The sequence below is a fragment of the Bradyrhizobium sp. 62B genome, from assembly GCF_030272265.2.
Lineage (GTDB): Bacteria > Pseudomonadota > Alphaproteobacteria > Rhizobiales > Xanthobacteraceae > Bradyrhizobium.
The window spans coordinates 240,869-255,798 of record NZ_CP092842.1; the positions used below are offsets into that span (position 1 = coordinate 240,869).

11 protein-coding genes and 2 pseudogenes are annotated in these 14,930 nt (G+C 63.1%); 1 reads left to right on the forward strand and 12 read right to left on the reverse strand.

Annotated elements, in window-relative coordinates:
- Positions 1-55: 55 nt before the first annotated feature.
- From ML401_RS36080 to ML401_RS36095, 4 genes and pseudogenes are all read right to left on the reverse strand, one after another.
- A pseudogene (locus tag ML401_RS36080) lies at positions 56-511 on the reverse strand (ISNCY family transposase); the annotation flags it as partial.
- Complete coding sequence (locus ML401_RS36085) at positions 475-1,863, reverse strand: DUF2130 domain-containing protein (protein WP_376717446.1); 1,389 nt, start codon at positions 1,861-1,863, stop codon at positions 475-477. The gene ML401_RS36085 and the pseudogene ML401_RS36080, both read right to left, overlap by 37 nt.
- A gap of 85 nt (positions 1,864-1,948) precedes the next feature.
- Complete coding sequence (locus ML401_RS36090) at positions 1,949-2,224, reverse strand: HNH endonuclease (protein ID WP_376717447.1); 276 nt, start codon at positions 2,222-2,224, stop codon at positions 1,949-1,951.
- Between the two features lie 640 nt (positions 2,225-2,864).
- Positions 2,865-4,706, reverse strand: coding sequence for a HipA domain-containing protein (locus ML401_RS36095; RefSeq protein ID WP_285813225.1), 1,842 nt, complete (start codon positions 4,704-4,706; stop codon positions 2,865-2,867).
- Positions 4,707-4,880: 174 nt separating this feature from the next.
- Between ML401_RS36095 and ML401_RS36100 the strand changes: the two are divergent.
- Positions 4,881-5,015 (forward strand): annotated as a pseudogene (locus ML401_RS36100) (BlaI/MecI/CopY family transcriptional regulator); the annotation flags it as partial.
- 215 nt (positions 5,016-5,230) lie between these two features.
- Here the strand turns inward: ML401_RS36100 and ML401_RS36105 are convergent.
- The 8 genes from ML401_RS36105 to ML401_RS36140 form a co-directional block, all read right to left on the reverse strand.
- The gene (locus ML401_RS36105; RefSeq protein WP_285813226.1) at positions 5,231-6,778 is read right to left on the reverse strand and encodes a hydantoinase B/oxoprolinase family protein; all 1,548 of its coding nucleotides are present in this window, start codon (positions 6,776-6,778) and stop codon (positions 5,231-5,233) included.
- Positions 6,775-8,877, reverse strand: a complete 2,103-nt coding sequence (locus ML401_RS36110; RefSeq protein WP_285813227.1) for a hydantoinase/oxoprolinase family protein — start codon at positions 8,875-8,877, stop codon at positions 6,775-6,777. Before ML401_RS36110 ends, ML401_RS36105 begins: the two co-directional genes overlap by 4 nt.
- Positions 8,878-8,896: 19 nt before the next feature.
- Entirely contained in the window at positions 8,897-9,688 is a 792-nt protein-coding gene (locus ML401_RS36115; RefSeq protein WP_285813228.1) for an enoyl-CoA hydratase, read from the reverse strand.
- A gap of 13 nt (positions 9,689-9,701) precedes the next feature.
- Positions 9,702-10,871 (reverse strand): CaiB/BaiF CoA-transferase family protein, encoded by a 1,170-nt coding sequence (locus ML401_RS36120; protein WP_285813370.1) that lies wholly within the window; start codon positions 10,869-10,871, stop codon positions 9,702-9,704.
- Positions 10,872-10,909: 38 nt separating this feature from the next.
- Positions 10,910-11,965, reverse strand: a complete 1,056-nt coding sequence (locus ML401_RS36125) for a tripartite tricarboxylate transporter substrate binding protein (protein ID WP_285813229.1) — start codon at positions 11,963-11,965, stop codon at positions 10,910-10,912.
- A 174-nt stretch (positions 11,966-12,139) separates the two neighbouring features.
- A complete protein-coding gene (locus ML401_RS36130; protein ID WP_285813230.1) occupies positions 12,140-13,084 on the reverse strand; it encodes a LysR substrate-binding domain-containing protein in 945 nt (314 codons plus the stop codon).
- Between the two features lie 84 nt (positions 13,085-13,168).
- Positions 13,169-14,155, reverse strand: a complete 987-nt coding sequence (locus ML401_RS36135) for a peptidyl-alpha-hydroxyglycine alpha-amidating lyase family protein (protein ID WP_285813231.1) — start codon at positions 14,153-14,155, stop codon at positions 13,169-13,171.
- 39 nt (positions 14,156-14,194) lie between these two features.
- The gene (locus ML401_RS36140) at positions 14,195-14,866 is read right to left on the reverse strand and encodes a 4-carboxy-4-hydroxy-2-oxoadipate aldolase/oxaloacetate decarboxylase (protein WP_285813232.1); all 672 of its coding nucleotides are present in this window, start codon (positions 14,864-14,866) and stop codon (positions 14,195-14,197) included.
- Positions 14,867-14,930: the final 64 nt, after the last annotated feature.

Consider the following 14,930-nt stretch of genomic DNA (forward strand, 5'->3'; position numbering starts at 1 on the left):
GAGCCGACATGACCCGATCGAAGATCATGTCAGTGGCGACTTCTGCGGTATCATCGACGTCGACGTCCTGCTCGGTCAGTGGGCGATGAACGTCCTTGTCACTGAAAGGAGTCTTCGCAAATCGCCGATTGTAGTCTTCCATAAACGCCGGCAAAAATGCATGGCCGGCCTCGATGGTCGAGATTCCGGCCAGCCGCATCTCCTTCACCAGCCGATCTTGGAGCGTTTCATTGGCACGTTCGACGCGGCCCTCCGCCTGCGGAGCGTTGGCACAGATGATATCGATGTTGAGCTCGTGCAGCGCACGGCCAAACTGGGTAATGCCATCGCCCCCGGTTGCCCCGACCTTGTTCACCCGGAACGTCGCGTCCTTATCCGAGTAGAATGCGATCGGCTTGCCATAGCGCTGCAAATAAGCGCGCGTCGCGGCAAAATAATCAAAGGCCGATTCCGTCCCTGCAAAGCGCAAGTGCATCAAACGACTGGTCGCATCATCGATGAAGACGAGCAGCTACATTTGTGGGCCGCGATCGTCACATCCTGGGCCTTGTCGTTCGCGAGGCGCAAGTTGCGGTCCGCGCCGATCAGCGCATCCTTTGTCTTCTGCAGATGATCGATGGACTTGTCGATCTCGTTGATCGCGGTCTGGAAGTGCTTGGATGCCAGGTCGAAGTTCTTCGAGAACGCGGTCTTGAAGGTCTCCAGCTGGTTTTCAAACTGGGTGATGTCGATATTCTGCGCCTTCACGAGCGCCAGCTCGGTCTTGTACTTGAGCGAGTTGATCGCCGCATTCCGCAGAAGCGTAATCATTGGCAGGAAGAATTGCGGCAGGATGACATACATTTTGGGGTAGCGGTGGAAGACGTCGACAATCCCAGCATGGTAGAGTTCGTTGTCCGGTTCAAGCAATGAGACCAGGATGGCATACTCGCAGCCCTTCTCGGTCCGATCCCGGTCAAGCTCCTTGAGAAAGTCCTCGTTCTTGCTCTTCGATGCGCTTTTGTCGCTTTCGTTCTTCATCTCGAACATGATCGAGATGATCTCGGTACCTGCCTCGTCCGCGTCGCGGAAGATATAATCGCCCTTGCTGCCGGCCCGCGCGTCGTAGTCCTTCTCAAAATAGGCCCGCGGAAAGGCCATCGACCGCACCCGGTTGAACTCGGTCTCGCAGTGCTGTTCGAGGGTTTCGCCGACCATCTTGGTCGACAGACGGGCTTTCATATCCTTCAGCCGCTCGATCGCGTCATCGCGATCCTTAATTTGCGTTTCGTACTTGTCCTTGAGCGATTGCTCGGAGAGCTGCTTTTCAAGCTGAACCTGCTTGATGCCGTTCTTCAGCTCATCGCGCTCCTTCTCGATGGCGCCGACCGCTTCGGTCACGGCTAGCTTCTTCTGAAGCTCAGCGGCCTCAAGCCTGGCCTTCAGCTCCTGGATTTCCTTTTCCTTGGCGGCAGCGAATTTGTGCTGCTCGCTGGCAAGGAGCGCTTCGGTAAGCTCCGAAGCCGCTTTCTTCTCGCGCTCTGACTCGGCCAGCGCGTTCGCGAGCCTGTCACGCTCCCTTTCCACGGCACTGAGCGCTTCGCTGACCGCAAGCTTCTGAGCGACCTCACCCCCATCAAGCTTGGACGTCAACTCCAGGATTTTTGCGTCCTTAGCGGCCGCGATCTTCTGCAAATCGTTGCTCACCTCGGCCTTGGCCAATTCAACAGCGCTCTGCTTGTCGCGCTCGGCCAATTCCAGCCGTTCATGGAGTCGCTGTGCGAAATCCGCGTTACGCACCTGCTTCAGAATCTCGGCATAGCCGGGTTCGAAGACAAGCTCGTCTGTGAGGCGCGAATCAGGACCAGATCGAGCGCCAGCCATATTGAGACCTCGATCTGACATTCATCGCCCGCAAGCGAAGCGGAACCTGCTCCACTCTCGTTTGTGCTCGCTGATTTGCTCGTCTTCACGCGAGGTATCTTTCTTCGCGGTGCCACCGCAACGCATCGATGTCGGGCCTATCGTCGACGCGCATTGGCAATGCGAGCCGTTGCCCCTCCAACTCGTAATAGTGCCGACTGTTCTGGAAGTCCTCTTGAAGGCGTTGGCTCACAACAAACCTGTGATCAGCGTCTACCGTCACGTAGCCGCGATCGAACAGTTTGTGAATATCGGTGTTACTAACTTCATGCTGGCCGCCGGCCCCGTACGCACGGATGTGTGCAGCATCGAGGACCGGCAACGTGCGCTCGCCCGTGACTGCGCAGCGCCTACCGTAGCTGTCAGTGACAGCAAAACCCGGAACGTGCCTTGACCAAGGCGTGGCCGTACAAGCCTAGGATCGCCGTACCGCGCGACCTCGGCAAGCGGAGTCGACGCACCGACAGGCGCGGCAGTCAGTCGCTCTCGAACGGCGTCCCATAGAAATCGTCCGTCCGCTTCGCCGGTGTCGAACCCCTTTCCCACAATGCTCGGCGCCCAGCGATCGGCAATTGGAAGCCAGAGATCCCGCGGCCAGAAGAACGGTTGCTCCAAGATGCGGCAACCGATCGAATAGTCAGTTCGAAAGTCGACCGGCTCGCGCCGATAGCGAGCCACCCGACCGCGCATTTCGTCGAGCGAGGCGGCACCGTTCTTGTCCCCCAACGCTTCCCATGCGAGCGAGATCGGAACGATCGAGGCATGGCCGAACAGACCGCCGCCGACGATGAAGTTGTTCGGGCTATGGAGCTTGAACAGAAACAGCTCGCCGGGCTGAAGCGCGTGAAACTGCGATCGGCCACCTGGTTGTCAGAAATTGACCTCGTCGACGCTTCGCGCGGACAGAAACTCGAACCAGTCGAGGTCGGTCACGCGAACATATATTTTGACCGATTCCAAGCTCATGCGAAGGCACCGCATCGTTCAGCCACGATCGCCTTGACGCGCCCCTCGGCGGACGTGGCGCCTCCGCGGTCACGCGCAATTGTGGGCTGCGATATGGCATCCGCGGCCTTGCGCGTTGCCACCGCTACGGTCGCCATCGCGTCTTCCGCGCGCGCGACGGGGAGCTCGATAGTACGGGCAAGCGTGAGAAAATCACGCGGCGTGAGCCGTTCGTCCTTCCCACTCAGTTTAAGGGCCATCCGATCACTGGCAAGGCCCGGAAAGACCCGCGTCGTGACCGCGTCGTAGAGCGGCGCGAACCGGACGCTCTCGAATTGCCGCGCGCCGGGCGCGGCGATCTTCAGCAACGCCATGTTCTTGAGGTGCATGTCGCCGTCGGCGATCAGCCAGGCGAAGAGCGCGCGCCGGAATAGAATATCGAGATCGTCGGCGGGATCGGTGGAGAGCGGTCGAAGCCCGCGCGCCACGCGCTCGATAGTGCCGTCGTACTTTGCCGCCGCGGGCAGATCGAGCACCGAGCAAAAATCCTCGAGCGCAAGGCGGCGCTCGTCAGCCTCGTCCCGCCTGATGTCGAACCGCTCGACGACGAGTGCCGGCGCCATGCCGTCGGGCATGCCGACAAGTGCGGCGTCAGGCACGACGAACCCCGCCGCTCGACCGAGCTCCAGGCAGATCCATTCGACGACTGGCAGCGCCTCGAAGCCGGCGAGCCCCGCAGGCTTGAGGATGTGGGTGAACGGCGCGTCGATCGCCGGGATCAGCTCGCCCTCGGACGTCAGGCACATCGGTGCCTTGATTTGCACGCCGGACAGACGGGGCGTCTCCGCACGCTCAAATAACTGCGCGAGATTCTCCTCGAAGCTGTGCTCCAGCTCACCCCGCGATGGACCGACATAGCGTCCAGTGAATTCCCCGCCTTTCGCGAACTTCGCAAGCGGCGCTTGCAGGACGTCGAGCGGGAGCGCTTCGAGCTCTTTCTTATTGGTAACAACAGCGACGTTCGACATGAACCGCTTGCCGCGGCGAATGGCATCGCGATCGTCCCGCTCGTGAAGCACCTGGGCGAGCCAGCCTTCCGGCAACAGCGACTCCACAAATGCGGGGAGCTTGCCGGGCGCTGTCTGGCGAACGAGCGGCGGTGCCGTATTCGCCGTCGCCTTCCAACGCCATTCGAAGCCGTCATGCGTCAGACGGCCGAGAGGCTCGCCATGCCAGGCGACGATCCGCTCAAGAGCCGCCTTGTTCGCCACCGCCTTTCCGGCAGAGGTACGCGTGGTCAGGTAGCGCTCGGCCCCTTCCCCCTCGCGATACCAGCTATTCTCGCGAGCCAGCGCCCAGACGGCGTCCGCCGCCGCTTGTGGTGATCCAAACTCCTCGATCAGCCGTGCTGCCATATCGGCACGAAGCTCGTCGGTAATAGCGCTGGCATGCTCGCTCCGGAGCCGGAACGCTTCCAGGAACCGCTGGCGCGGTGACGACACCTCGATCCTGATCTCTCCTTGATCGTCGCCCACGACCGCCGGCGCCGTCGACGGATGAACGGGCGCTTCGTTTTGGACGATCTCGAGCGTGCGGATCCGGGTTCGCTGGTTGCGTCGTCCGCTTAGGAAAAGCCGGCCGTCGGGAGTTGGTCGCAGGAGCGCGGCGGACGCCGACGAGAGATAAGCGGTCGGGTAGAGATAATGTGCAATGCGCACGGCGTGGGCCAAGACCGCCGCATCGACGTCGGCATTGGCCTGGGCGTAGACCCCACGGACGAGCTGAATGAGCTCGCCCGCTGCCGCCTGGGCATGGGCGCGTCGTCTGTCAATGGTTTCACCGACCAGGAGGATTGTCACAGACTTGCCCGCATTTCAGATGCGCGAAAGTCGCAAAAACCGGGGGAACTGTCAAGGACAATCGCGCATTTCAGATGCGCGAAAGTCAGTCCGTCCCCGATCTGGCGGATTCAGGCGACCAACTTCGCCCGATAGGCCTCCAATCGGGCCTGTCGATCCTGCAGGTAAGCAGAAATGGATCATCGCCTGTTGGAGTTGGGGGAGCTGGAGTCCGATGTCATGCGGATCGTATGGCAACGTCAACCAGTTGCGGCAGAGCTTGTTCGCCAAACATTGTCGCGTCCTCCGAAAGAATCGACCGTGCGAACCGTCTTGCGGAGACCAGGAGGGCAAGGGCTACGTTTAAATTTCTGGGAAATTTCTCCAACCCCACCAAAGCATTGGAGATCAACGGCTTACAGCGTGAAATCCAACGGTGAGAGCCACGCCCCGAAGCCGCCGTTCGCGCGCACTCAAATGGCCTGGGGGAATCGGCAGGACCGAGCTCGAAGCTCCCATGAAATCGAACCCGGCCGAGCGCTGGATCAACCGGTCCGTTCGATCGCAGATCCAAATCCGCCGCCGCCTGGCGTTTCCAGCGTCAGCCGCGAACCGGGCTGTGCCACGAGCGTCTCCCGTGGGTCGATCGGCACACCGTCGAGCAACACGCGGCCGGCGGCACCCGGCTCGCCGCCGAGCATGCCGGGCGCGGGGGTACGCAAGCGATCGGCCATGAATGACATGGCCACCGGCTCATCGGCCAGCAGATCGAGCTCGAAGACCTGCCCGTCGCCGCCGCAGGCCCTGCCTGCACCGCCGGTGCCACGCCGCAACGCACGGCGTACGACCCGGATCGGCGCCTGGGATTCGATGACCTCGATCGGCGTGTTGGCGAGGTTGCTGGGAAAGCTCAGGGCGGGCAGTCCATCTCCCTTCGCGCCCGCGCCCTGGCCGCCATTGAGAAATAGCGTCGAGGCAAAGCGCCGGCCTTCGTGCGCACCGGCGAGCTGCACGCACCACAATGGAGAGCCCGCCGCGGCGCGGATACGGTCCGGAACCACCTTGGCAAGCGCACCCATCACGGCGGTCGGCAGCAGATGGCCGGTCATGGCACGCGCGCTCACCGCCGCAGGGAATTTCGGATTGAGGATCGAACCCAACGGTGCCGTGGTGGTGATGGGGCGGAACGATCCGTCATTGTTCGGGACCGTGGGTGCAAGCACACATTTGAGCGCATAGGCCGTATACGCAAAGGTGTAGATCGGCACGACATTGATGGCGCGCGGCAGTTGCGGGGACGAGCCGGCGTAGTCGACGGTCAGCGCATCGCCTCTGACCCTGATCCGGCATCGGATTGTGACAGGCTCGATGAAGCCGTCCACCCGCGCCTCATACTCGCAGTCACCGTTCGGCAAGGCCTGGATGGCGCTGCGCATAGCGGCTTCTGATCGCGTGTGCATTTCCTTGCCGACCTCGACGAGATCGCATTCGGTCTCGTCGAGCATCTCGAGCAGGCGTTGCGCCAGCGTGCGGTTTGCCGAAACCTGCGCCCATAAATCTCCGAGGACCTGGTCGGGGATGCGTACGTTGTTCCTGATCATCTCGACGAGCGTCTCGTTGATCGTGCCAGCAGCGATCAGCTTCATCGGCGGAATCCGCAATCCTTCCTCATAGAGGTCGCGATTGCCGGGCGAGCGAAGGCGACCGCCGATATCAGGCGAATGCGCGACACTGCCGGCGAAGCCCACCAGAATTCCGTCGCGGAACACGGGCATCGCAATGTTGATATCAGGCAAATGGCCCGTGCCGAGCCACGGATCATTGGTGATCATGATGTCGCCGGGCTTCAGCGTCTCGCCCGGGAACACCTTGAGGAAATGCCGCACCGTCTCCGGCAGCGTGCAGATGAAGGAGGGAATGCTCTGGCTCGATTGCGCCAGCAGCCGGGCGTCGCGATCGAGCAGCACCACCGCGTAGTCGTTGGACTCACGCACAATGGTCGAGAACGAGGTGCGCACCAGGGTCGCGGCGGCTTCGTCGACGAGACTGACCAGCCTGGTCCAGAGGATCTCGAGCGAAATCGGGTCAATCATGAGTCGGCTCCGAGATGGATCAGAACGCTGAGATCGTCGAGCACTTCGACTTCGGCTGCGATCGGCACCACGATGGTCGATTCAGACTCTTCGAGAATGAGGGGACCGCGCAACCGCGTCCCGCTGGCAAGCGCGTAGCGGTCGTAGACCGCCACCTCCACCATCCTGTCGGCCTGTGTGCAGAAAATCTCGCGGTGGGCCTTTGGCTTGGCCGCGAACGGTTTGCCCGCCGCGGGCCAGACGAAGCGCTTGATATCCTGCTGCGTCGCGCCGGCGATCCGCCAGGTCACGACCTCCAGGGATCCCGTGGGCAGCACGCCGCCGTAGTTGATCTCATAGGCCTTGCGGAAGGACGCATCGAGCTCGGCTGCGAAGGCCGCACTGATGCTCTGCCAGGGAAAGGAGACTGTGAGGTTGGCGCCCTGTCCGACATAGCGCATCTCGACGGAGATCTGCCAGGCGACGTCCGCCGGCTGCGTCAGCGCCGACTGGAGTTCCTTCTCGGCCTCACGCTTCGACTTCGCAAGCGTCGTTTCGACCTCTTGCCAATTGATCATGTCGAGGCTTTGCGGCTTGGACCAGGAGCGATCCACGCGAAGCGGGGCGGCAAGGAAACCGAGACAGGAGCCGGTCCCGGCTGCAATCGGAAACAGCACGCGCGGCACGCGCAGCTTGCGTGCTATCTCCACGGCGTGAACAGGGCCGGCTCCGCCCGTCGCAACCATGGTGAAGCGCCGCGGGTCCTGTGCCTTCTCCGCGATATGGACGCGTGCGGCAGCCGCCATCGCCTCGTTGACGACGTTGAAAATGCCCTTTGCGACCTCCAGCGGCCTCAACGACAGCCGGTCGCCGAGGCGCTGCAACGCGTTTTGCGCGGCGGATAGGTCGAGCGCCATGCGGCCGCCGAGGAAGAAGCCCGGATTGAGATAGCCGAGCGCCAAGTCGGCATCGGTCACGGTCGCACTCTCGCCGCCGCGACCATAGCAGGCGGGTCCGGGGTCGGCCGCGGCGCTGTCGGGTCCGACCGTCAACAGGCCGAGATCGCTGATACGCGCAATACTGCCCCCGCCCGCGCCGATCTCGATCAGGTCGATGCTGGCGATCAGAAGCGGCAAGCCGCTGCCCTTCTTGAAGCGGCGGACGCGGGCGGCCTCGAAGCTGTGCACGACCGAGGGCGCGCCCGAGACCACCGTGCAGATCTTTGCGGTGGTGCCACCCATGTCGAAGGCGAGAACGTCATCGAATCCCGCCGCGCGTCCGGCATTGGCAGCACTCAGCACGCCTCCTGCTGGCCCAGATTCCAGCGTCGTGATCGGAACTTCGGCGGCGATGCCGGCCGACGTCGAGCCACCGCTCGACACCATGATGCGGAGCGGCGCGTCGATCCCGGCCTGACGCAAGCGCGCCGACAGTTCGTTGAGATATTTTTCGACGATAGGCTGGACGAAAGCATTGGCGGTGGCCGTCGTCGTCCGCTCGTATTCGCGGATTTCGCGGGCAACGCGGGACGACAGCGAGATCGCCATGTCGGGCAGCGCGACCTTGATCGCCTCACCGACGCGGATCTCGTTCTCCGGATTGACGCAGGCGTGCAGGAACGCTACCGCTACGGATTGAGCACCCGACTGGCTGAGCTTTGCGATCACGGCGTCGATGTCGGCCTGATCTGGAGCAGCGAGGACGACACCGTCGGCAGCGATCCGTTCGCGAAGCTCGAACCGATGCTCGCGATCGACTAGCGGCTTCGGCATCTGGATGTCGAGATCATAGAGATCGTAGCGGACCTCGCGGGCGATATCGATGACGTCGGCGGTGCCTTCGGTGGCGATCAATGCCGTCTTCGCGCCCTTGCGTTCGATCAGCGCGTTGGTCACGAGCGTGCTGCCGTGAACGACCTCGGACACCGCACCTGCGGGGCTGTCACTGCCATTGAGCGGGCGGACCGCCGTCAGCAGATCGTCGACCACATCAGCAAGCGCCTCGCCGGGATCGCTCTGGGTCGTCAGGCGCTTTGCCAGCCGCACCTCGCCAGTGGCGGCGTTTTCAATGACGCCGTCGGTGAATGTGCCGCCGATGTCGATCGCAATCCGGTAGGTCATGAGTTCGTCCGTGTTCTCTCTAGCGTCCCTCGAAGCTCGGCTTGCGCTTGGCTGCAAACGCGGCCCGGCCCTCAGCGTAATCCCGGCTAGCATAGACCTCGTCAGCGAGCTTCTGGCAGAATGCGAGATCAGGGGCTGCGTCGCGCCGCGTTGCTTCGCTGATGGTAATCTTCGCGGCGGCAAGGCTGAGCGGCGCGGCCGCCGCAAGCTCGTCTGCAAGTGCGGCGACGTCCCGATGAAGAGCCTCGCGTGAGGCGGCGAGGCGATGCACGAGGCCGATCCCGGCGGCACTGTCGCCGTCGACCTGGCGCCCGCCAAGCACCATCTCCCTGGTCCGTGCCGGGCCGATCACGTCGAGCAGCTTGACGATGTCCTCATAGCGGTACGGCAATCCGAGCTTGACGGCCGGCACCGCGAACCGGGAGGCGGGCGTGCAGTAGCGAAAATCGCACAGCAGCGCGAACTCGAAGCCGGCACCGAGGCAATAGCCGTCAATCATGGCGATGGTCGGCTTCGCCAGCTTCGCAAGATTTGTGCAGACCGTGCGTTGCAGCTCGTTGTAGTGCTCGATCTGCGCCGGCGTGCTGCGCACCTTGTCGAACTCGGAGACGTCGTTGCCGGAGCAGAACGCCCGCTCGCCGGCGCCGGCAAGCACGAACACACGCGTGGCAGTATCTGCGGCCACGGCTTGCAGCAGGCCCGGCAGGGCCTGCCACATCGCAAAATTCATTGCGTTGTGCTTGGCCGGATTGTTCAGAGTCAGCGTCGATACGCCGTCGCTTGTGGTGAGCTGCAGGAACTGCATGGTCATCGTTTGGATCCCCCTAGATCACGTTCCGGGCGCGTAGGGAGGCGATTGTCTCCGCCGTCACGCCGAACTCCCGCAACACCGCATCGGTGTGCTCGCCGCGCTCGGGCGTCGGCTCGGCGCGCTGTGCGGCACGGCTGAGCGAGACGGGACTGCGGAGCAGATCGAGCGGGCCGAGCCGCTTGTGCTGAACCGGCAGTCGCATCGCGAGCGCCTCGACATGCGGGTCGGCAAACATCGCGTCGACGCCGTAGACCGGGCCGCAGGGGACGCCGGCCTCGTTGAGCAGATCGACCCAGTGGCCGACCGTATTGTCGATGAAGCGCTTCTGAAGGATTGCGTTCAATGGGTCGCGGTTTTTCGACCGCAGATCTTCCGAGGCAAATTCCGCGCGGTTTACCACGTCGCCGAGATCAAGCGCGGAGCAGATCCGGCGCCACATGGTCTCGCCGCCGCCGGCCAGATTGAGCAGCCCGTCGCTGGCGCGAAACAGCCCGGTCGGGATGCTGGTCGGATGGTTGTTGCCAGCCTGGCCCGGCCGTTCCCCGTCGATCAGCCAGCGCGTGGCCTGGAAGTCCATCATGGCGATCTGCGATTCTAGCAGCGAGGTATGGACCCATTGACCTTCGCCGGACTCCTCGCGCTCCATAAGCGCGATCAGAATGCCGATCGCGGCGTAAAGACCCGTCGACAAATCGGCGATCGGAATGCCGGCGCGCACAGGCCCCTGCCCTTGCAACCCGGTCACGGACATCAGCCCGCCCATTCCCTGCGCGATCTGGTCGAAGCCGGGACGGTCCGCATAGGGTCCGGATTGGCCGAAGCCGGATATGCTAGCCAGCACGATGCGCCTGTTGACGGCGCGGAGGCTTTCGTAGTCGATGCCGAGACGTGTCTTCACGTCGGGACGATAATTCTCGACCACCACATCCGCCTTGGCGACCATGGCGTAGAACAGCTCGCGTCCTTCCGGCCGCTTGAGATTGAGCGTGATGCCGCGCTTGTTGCGGTGCGTGTTCTGGAAGTCGGAACCGTCGCGATCGCCCCCCGTCCCCTTCGAGCCGTCGACAGCCTCCGGGGCCTCGATCTTGATGACGTTGGCGCCCCAGTCGGCAAACTGCCGGACTGCAAGCGGGCCGGAACGGACCCGCGTGAGATCCAGAACGGTCAGGCGCGACAGGGGCATGGACACGAATAAATCCTTTCAGCGAGCTGGCCGCGCGATCAATCGATCTTGATCTGCGCGCTTTCGATGACGTTGTTCCACTTTGCAGTTTCGCTGGCAAAGTACGCTTTCGCATCGGCCACGCTGTTGCCGACGATAACCGCACCCAGTCCCTTGAAACGCTCGACCACGTCGGGCTCGGCAAGAACCTTGCAAATGTCGGCGTTGAGCTTTTCCACCATCGCCGGCGGAACAGTGCCGGCAACCGCAATGGTAAACCATGCGGTGCCTTCGTATCCGGGTACGCCGGCTTCGGCGATGGTGGGCAGCGACGGCAGGCTGGGAGACCTGGTCGCGCTGGTCACGCCCAGTGCCCGAACAGTGCCGCTCTGGATGAACGGCAGCGCCGTCGGCAGGTTCTCGAACATCACCTGGATCTGGCCCGCGACGAGATCGTTCAAGGCCGGCGCGCTGCCCCGGTAGGGAACGTGCGTTAGATCGGCATTGGCCTTCAGCTTGAACAATTCGGCGGTCATGTGAGTCGACGAGCCATTGCCGGCGGATCCGAAGTTGAGCGCTCCTGGCTTCTGCTTTGCCAGGGCGAGGAATTCCTTGACGTCATTTGCCGGGACCGAGGGATGCACGATCAGCACGTTCGGCACTTCCGCCAGGATGGTAACGGGCTGGAGGTCCTTGTCGGCATCGAATGGCAGGCGCTTGTAGATCTTGCTGGCGGCGTGAATCCCGATCGTTCCGAGCAGCAGGACCGAGCCGTCGCTGGGGCCGTGCGCGACCGCATCGGCGCCGATATTGCCGCCGCTGCCGGGGCGGTTTTCGACGATGACCGAGTTGCCGTTGAGCGTCGCGAGCTGCTGCGCAACGATGCGTCCGAGTACGTCGGCGGTGCCGCCCGCTGCGAACGGAACGATCATCCGCATCTGATTTGCGTGAACCAGGGATGGAACGAACAGATTTGCCATGGAGAAGGATAGAAGAAGCGCGACCAACCTCACCGCTGAGGCTCCTCTTGCAAGAGTGACATCTATCCCGGCAAAGCCCGCGCTTTGTTGCGGGCTCATGACAGATACTAGGCAGAGGATCGCTATGACGACCAATCGATTTGTTTGGCCGTGCTATGCAGGATTGGTATAGGCCGCCCTCCGGGGGCGGGCTCCTCACCCTGAGGTTCTGACATTCCCGCCGCGAAACGCGTCCTCATCCTGTAGGCCCACCCGGGCCGGCGTATCGAAGGATGGCCGCAGACGAGCTTCCCGCCGCACGCCGAAGGTTCAGCGCTTCCCGCCCTTGGGCGCCGCCTTGTCCTGCTTGAAGTGGTTGCCGATCTCGGTGATCAGCGCGGAGGCGAGTGCGGACATCGACACATGACGGGGATAGGCGACAAACACCTTGACGCCGATCGTCGGCTTGATGGGCACCACGCGGAGCGCCGCCGCGAACACCGAGGCAACGTAAGGATTCACCACGCCGATGCCGGCGCCGGCTTCGGCGAGCCGGCAAATGGTGGCCGAATAGGTCGTCTCGATCACCGAACTCGGCGTTACCCTCGCCTGAGCAAGGGCCCGTCGCCACGCGTCGCTAAGATCGTCCTCCCGGTCCAGCGTCAGCAGCGTCTCGGACTGGAAATGACGCGGGGTGACATGGGGGGTCGCCGTGAGAGGATGCGAATGGCTCATCACGCACACCGCGGCGACCTCGTCGACGACCCTGGTCTTGAGCTGCGAGCCCTCGAGATCGAGTGAGTTGGTGGTGATGCCGAGATCGTAGAGCCCGTTCATCAATCCTTCGCGAACGTCGTAGGAGCTGATAGTCCGCAAGGCGATATGCACATCGGGGTGACGCTGCTTGAATCGCGCCAGGACCGCGGGCATGACGCTCATGCCCAGCGCGGGCGTGCAGGCGAGACGCAACCGGCCGACGCCGGAGCGCCGGAGCAGGGCAACGGTCTCTTCGATTGTCTCCAGTCCGAGAAAATTGCGCTGCACCGCCTCGAACAGCATTACCGCTTCCGGCGTCGGACGCAGCCGGCCGCGATCGAGCTCGAACAGCTTGAGTTTCGCCGCCGCCTGGATCTGGGCGAGCGAGCGGCTGATCGAAGGCTGCGTGGTATTGAGCATGTTAGCGGCCGCAATGGTCGTGCCCGTGAGCATGACCGCACGAAAAGCCTCGATCTGACGAAAATTAAGGCGCGCCGACACACCCCAAGCCCTGGCCATGACGATGCGCCATAATAGCCACAGGGCAGCACGACATGGCAAGCGCGCGTAAGGAAGCCGCCGGCCAGCCGCCGGAAGTCGACTCTAGCGGGGAACGTCCGTCACGCGCTCGAGCTTCTGCAGGCAACGCGAGGTGCGGACCACGTCCGGCATGTCCTCGTCCGGAAAGTTCGTCTTCCAGTCGGTGACGCCGACCTCGCCGACATACATGTCGCCCCTAGAATCCAGCGCGATCCCATGCGGCGCGAGGAATTTGCCGCTGGCAAGACCGGGGCCGTCCTCGCCGCCGAGCCGAGCAACGCGCTTGCCGCTGGCGTCCACGATCGACAGCCGCGGGCCGAGATTGGGCACCTTGCGATTGACCGGCATGGCCGGACCGAGCTCGCCGATCACGAAAGTCGGGCTCTTTCCGCCACCGCAACAGCACAGTGCGCACGGCCGGTGCAAATTGTTCCACTGGGTCTCGTATTTGCCGTTGCCGTCAAATACCTGCACGCGATGGTTCTCGCGGTCGGCGACATAGACCCAGCCCTCAGCATCGGTGACGATATTGTGCACGATGTTGAACTGGCCCGGATCGGTGCCCGGAGAGCCCCAGCTCGCGATCAGCCCGCCGTCCGGCGTAAATTTGTGGATGCGGGCATTGCCGTAGCCGTCCGAGATGTAGATCTCGCTCTTGGGGGACTGCGCCGTATGGGTACAGCGGTGGAAGGGATCGCCGCTCATGAATGGTGCGGGCTTTTCCGGCACGCCGATTGTCAGCAGCACCTTGCCGTCGGTCGTACACTTGCGCACGGTGTGGTCGCCGTCGTCGGTGCAGTAGAGATTGTCGTCGGCATCAATGTGCAGGCCATGCGCACGGGAGAATAGGCCCTCGCCCCAGCTGCGCAGGAAATTGCCGTCGCGATCGAACACCACCATCGGATGGGCGCCGCGGTTGAAGACGTAGATGCGATCCCTGCTGTCGACCGCGACGGATGCGACGTCGGTGAGCTGCCAGCCGTCCGGAAGCTTCGCCCAATTGTCGACGACGCGGTAAAGGTGCTCGCCCGAGCCGAGAATGGCTGCCACCTGATCCCCCATCATTGGAAGTGTGAGACGCGGGACGGCCTAGCCGAACGTGCAGCCCTTGGATTCCAGCACCTTGCCTATGCCGGAGAGTTCGAGGATCTCACCGCCGGCCTTGAGCGCCTTCATCACGCCGGCTTCCTTGTCCTCACGCGCCGCCGACTTGACGCAGACGTCGGCAATGTTCTCCTTCGGCACAATCACGACGCCGTCGTCATCGGCACTGACGATATCGCCGGGGCGGACGGCGATGCCGCCGATGACGATCGGCTGGTTGATATAGCCGAGGGTCTCCTTGACGGTGCCCTTCATGCAGAGGCCGTAGGAGAAGACGTTGAAGCCTGTGTCACGTACCGCAAGACCGTCGCGAACGCCGGCATCCGTGACCAGTCCGACGATGCCCTTGGCAACGCAGGCCGTCGCCAGCACCTCGCCGAAGCCGCCCTGCTCGGGATGATCGCCCGCGCTTACCACGAGCACGTCGCCGGGCTTGGCAAGCGAAATCGCCGTGATCAGCATCATGTTGTCGGCTGGATGGCAGCTCACCGTCAGCGCCGGTCCGCAGGCCCGCATCCCGGAATAGATCGGCTTGATACGGGACGTCAGCGCGCCCAATCGTCCCTGCGCTTCGTGGAGGGTGGACGGAGGAAACTTCTTGATGCGCTCGACAAGCTCGGCGGCGGGCCGATCGAATGTCCTGATCACGTGCACCATGATAACTTCCTTGCGGTTGCGATTTCTGTTACACCTCCATAACCAACCGTCTTGGAGCGGCAAA